Annotated in this window: 4 protein-coding genes and 1 pseudogene; 3 read left to right on the top strand and 2 right to left on the bottom strand. The window is 72.5% G+C overall.

The window, feature by feature from the left end:
- Both GTW40_RS18765 and GTW40_RS18770 read left to right on the top strand, forming a co-directional pair.
- Window positions 1-153: pseudogene (locus GTW40_RS18765) on the top strand (phosphatase); the annotation flags it as partial.
- 159 nt (window positions 154-312) lie between these two features.
- Entirely contained in the window at window positions 313-1773 is a 1461-nt protein-coding gene (locus GTW40_RS18770) for an aminopeptidase P family protein (RefSeq protein WP_161181355.1), read from the top strand.
- A gap of 116 nt (window positions 1774-1889) precedes the next feature.
- On the opposite strand, the gene GTW40_RS18775 is transcribed toward GTW40_RS18770, so the two are convergent.
- Both GTW40_RS18775 and GTW40_RS18780 read right to left on the bottom strand, forming a co-directional pair.
- Window positions 1890-2465, bottom strand: a complete 576-nt coding sequence (locus tag GTW40_RS18775) for a GNAT family protein (RefSeq protein ID WP_161181356.1) — start codon at window positions 2463-2465, stop codon at window positions 1890-1892.
- Between the two features lie 38 nt (window positions 2466-2503).
- Entirely contained in the window at window positions 2504-2950 is a 447-nt protein-coding gene (locus GTW40_RS18780; RefSeq protein ID WP_161181357.1) for an ATP-binding protein, read from the bottom strand.
- Between the two features lie 247 nt (window positions 2951-3197).
- Here GTW40_RS18780 and GTW40_RS18785 point away from each other — a divergent pair.
- Window positions 3198-3968: hypothetical protein (locus tag GTW40_RS18785; RefSeq protein ID WP_202486096.1), on the top strand; the 771-nt coding region annotated here is incomplete at its 3' end.

Below are 3968 nucleotides of genomic sequence, written 5' to 3' on the forward strand. Positions count from 1 at the left end.
GCGGCCGCCGCGAGCGTCCCGCGCGCGCTGCGCGGCGACCCCGGCGCCCTCGCCGACCACGTACTGCGCACGGTCCTGCCCGACGGCCTCGACCCGGGGGACGCCGGGGAGGGCCCCGAAGACGTCGTCCTGCTGGCGGCCCGCTTCGACTGAGCCGGCACCCACCGCGACGGAGTGCGCCCGCCCGCGCGCCCGGTACCGACGCCCCGGTCCGTCCCGGTACGACCGTACGATGAGGGTGGTTCCCAGCTCGGGCATGATCGCGGACCTCGCGAGCCCGGGGAGACCACTTGCCGTACGGAGGAGGATCACGTGTCCGACGAGCTCAACCCGGAAACCCCGGAGTCCGAGGCCGAGGAGCCCATCAAGCAGCGGAAGAACGGCCTGTACCCGGGCGTCTCCGACGAGCTGGCCGAGAACATGCGCGGCGGCTGGGCCGACACCGAACTGCGGGACCTGAAGCCGGTCGCCCAGGCCGCCGAGACCGCGCGCCGTCGCGCCGCGCTGTCCGCCCGCTTCCCGGGTGAGCGCCTGGTGATCCCGGCGGGCAACCTCAAGACGCGCTCGAACGACACGGAGTACGCCTTCCGCGCCGCGACCGAGTACGCGTACCTGACCGGCAACCAGACCGAGGACGGCGTCCTCGTCCTGGAGCCCACCGCCGACGGCCACCGCGAGACCGTCTATCTGCTGCCCCGCTCCGACCGCGAGAACGGCGAGTTCTGGCTCTCCGGCCAGGGCGAACTGTGGGTCGGCCGCCGCCACTCCCTCACCGAGTCCGAGGCGCTGTACGGCATCCCCGCCTCCGACGTGCGCGAGCTGGCCGACACGCTGCGCGAGGCCACCGGCCCGGTGCGCGTCGTACGCGGCCACGACGCCGGGATCGAGGCGGCCCTGACCGACAAGGTCACCGCCGAGCGCGACGAGGAGCTGCGGGTCTTCCTCTCCGAGCAGCGCCTGGTCAAGGACGAGTTCGAGATCGGCGAGCTGCAGAAGGCCGTCGACTCCACCGTGCGCGGCTTCGAGGACGTGGTGAAGGTCCTCGACAAGGCCGAGGCCACCTCCGAGCGCTACATCGAGGGCACCTTCTTCCTCCGCGCGCGCGTCGAGGGCAACGACATCGGCTACGGCTCGATCTGCGCCTCCGGCCCGCACGCCTGCACCCTGCACTGGGTGCGCAACGACGGCCCGGTCCGCTCCGGCGACCTGCTCCTGCTGGACGCGGGCGTGGAGACCCACACCCTCTACACCGCCGACGTCACGCGCACCCTGCCGGTGAACGGCACGTACAGCGACATCCAGCGCAAGATCTACGACGCGGTGTACGAGGCCCAGGAGGCGGGCATCGCCGCCGTGCAGCCCGGCGCCAAGTTCCGCGACTTCCACGACGCCGCCCAGCGCGTGCTCACCGCGAAGCTGGTCGAGTGGGGTCTGGTCGAGGGCCCGGTCGAGCGCGTCCTGGAGCTGGGCCTCCAGCGCCGCTGGACCCTGCATGGCACCGGTCACATGCTCGGCATGGACGTGCACGACTGCGCGGTCGCCCGCACCGAGACCTACGTCGACGGCACCCTGGAGCCCGGCATGGTCCTCACCGTCGAGCCCGGTCTGTACTTCCAGGCCGACGACCTGACGGTCCCGGAGGAGTACCGGGGCGTCGGCGTGCGCATCGAGGACGACATCCTCGTGACCGCGGACGGCAACCGGAATCTCAGCGCTGCGCTGCCTCGGCGGTCCGACGAGGTCGAGGCGTGGATGGCTTCGCTCAAGGGCTGATCTTTGACGGATGGCCGGGTACCCGAGCGGGTGCCCGGCCGTTTCGTGTGCGGGCGCGTCGTGGCTGGTCGCGCACTTCCCCGCGCCCCTTAAAGGGCGCTTGTCGGCCGACCGGGCTACAACGTCGCGGGGACGTTGTCGTGCAGTACGCGCTGGAAGAGGCGGCAGTCCCGCCAGGCGCCGTTGATGTGCAGGTATTCCGGGGCGAGTCCGATCGGCGCGAACCCGCACTTCTCCAGGACCCGTTGCGAGCCGGTGTTGTCGGTCAGCGTGGACGCCTCGACGCGGTGCAGACCGAGCCGGTCGCGGGCGAGGTCGCAGACCCGTTCCAGGGCGGCGCTGGCCAGCCCCCGGTTCTGTTGGTCGGCGGCCACCCAGTAGCCGACGCTCGCGCTGCAGAAGGGGCCCCGGGAGATGCCGGACAGGGTGATGGCCCCCGCGATCCGGCCGTCCGGCGTCTCGATGATCCACGGTGCCACGGTTCCGTCCGCGTAACTCCGCAACAGCCCCTCGATCCGCTCGGCCTGGCCGTCCGCGGTGAAGAAGGAGTCGGGCCTGACCGGCTCCCAGGGCGCGAGGTGGGCACGGTTGTCGGTATAGGCGGCGGCCAGCCCCGGGGCGTCCCCGTGAGCGAGGGTGCGCAGGGTGAATCCACCCGTTATTTCCTGGTTTTGAATGAGTTCCGCAGACATGCGCGCACCCTAGCCGCGCGAACGCCGCACGGAACCCCTCATGCCGTAAGCAGGGAAGGATCTTTCTTCCACTTGAGAACCTTGTCGAAGCTCACGACCGTGCCGCCCCGGCCCGCGCCCGTCCCGATGTGGACATGATCGGCCAGCGCGCTGATCAGACACAGCCCCCGGCCGCCCTCGGCGTCCGCCCGCGACGGACGGACATCGGGCACCGCCCCGAACCCCGGCCCCGAATCGGCCACCTCGATACGGCACTTCTCGCCGTCGAGGTAGGCGGTCACCCGGTACGCCTCCGAACCCCCGCCGCGCGCACCGTCACCGCCGTGCTCGACCGCGTTCGCGCAGGCCTCGCTCAGGGCCACCGACAGGTCGTAGGAGACGTCCGGGTCGACGCCCGCCGTCTCCATCGTGCCGATCAGGAGCCTGCGGGCGAGCGGCACGCTCGCGGCCTCGCGTCGCAAGTGGACGGACCACCAGATGCTCATGCTCCAGCCTCCCGGCCGCGGCTCGACATACCGTTACCTATTGCCGCCGCTCCGCGTGCGTAAGCCCTTCCGGAGCGTGAGGTCGCCCATAGGGTCGATGCGCGCGGGGACGAATCGGTGTATGGCCCCGGCCGCCCCACGCGTGTCCCCTCCGCTTCCCCATCGCCTGGCCCTTCGCTTCCCCTTCGCCGAATCCGGCCACCTGGCGTACGGGGCCCGGGGGCGCAGTGCGATGATGAGCCCCGCCATGACTGCCCCCCAGCCGCGCACGACGCGCCCCGGACCCCGGGTCCGGCTTCTGCGGGCCGCGGTGTTCGCCGCGGTCTGTGTCGTGCTGGCCGCGGCCGGGCACACGCTCGCCTCCTGCGCGACCGTCCCGCTGTGGACGCTCGGCGCGGGCTTCGCGGGCTCGCTGCTGCTCATGGCACCGCTCGCCGGACGGGCGCGCTCGCTGCCCGCCATCGCCGGACTCCTCGCACTCGGCCAGACCGCGCTGCACACGCTGTTCGGACTGGGGCAGCACGTCTCCACGGGCGCCACGGGTTCGATGGGCTCGATGGGGTCCATGCACATGAGCGGCATGGGTGCCATGGGGTCCATGGGCGCGGCGGCCCCGAGCCAGGACGTGCTCGTCGAGCGGGCCACCCGTCTGCTGTGCGGCTCCGCCCCCTCGACGCTCAGCCCCGGTCGGGCCTATCAACTGCTGCTCGACGCGCGTCTGATCGACCCGTCGGGGCATCTCCTGGGCACCCCGGCGGCCACCACCGCCCCGCACGCCCACGACCTGACCGGCTTCTCCGCCGCGTCGCTGCCCTCGCTGCCGATGCTGCTCGGGCACGTCCTCGCGGCCGTGGCCGTCGGCTGGCTGCTGCGCCGGGGCGACCTGGCCGTGCTGCGGCTGATCGAACTGTCGGCCCACGGCGTCGCCGAGACCGCGCTCGTACGGTCCCTGCGCGCGGCGTTCGCGCTCGCCCGTGCCCTGTGCGCCGGGCTGCTGCCCGCCACCGGGACCGGGCCG

Source organism: Streptomyces sp. SID4985, assembly GCF_009863025.1.
GTDB lineage: Bacteria > Actinomycetota > Actinomycetes > Streptomycetales > Streptomycetaceae > Streptomyces.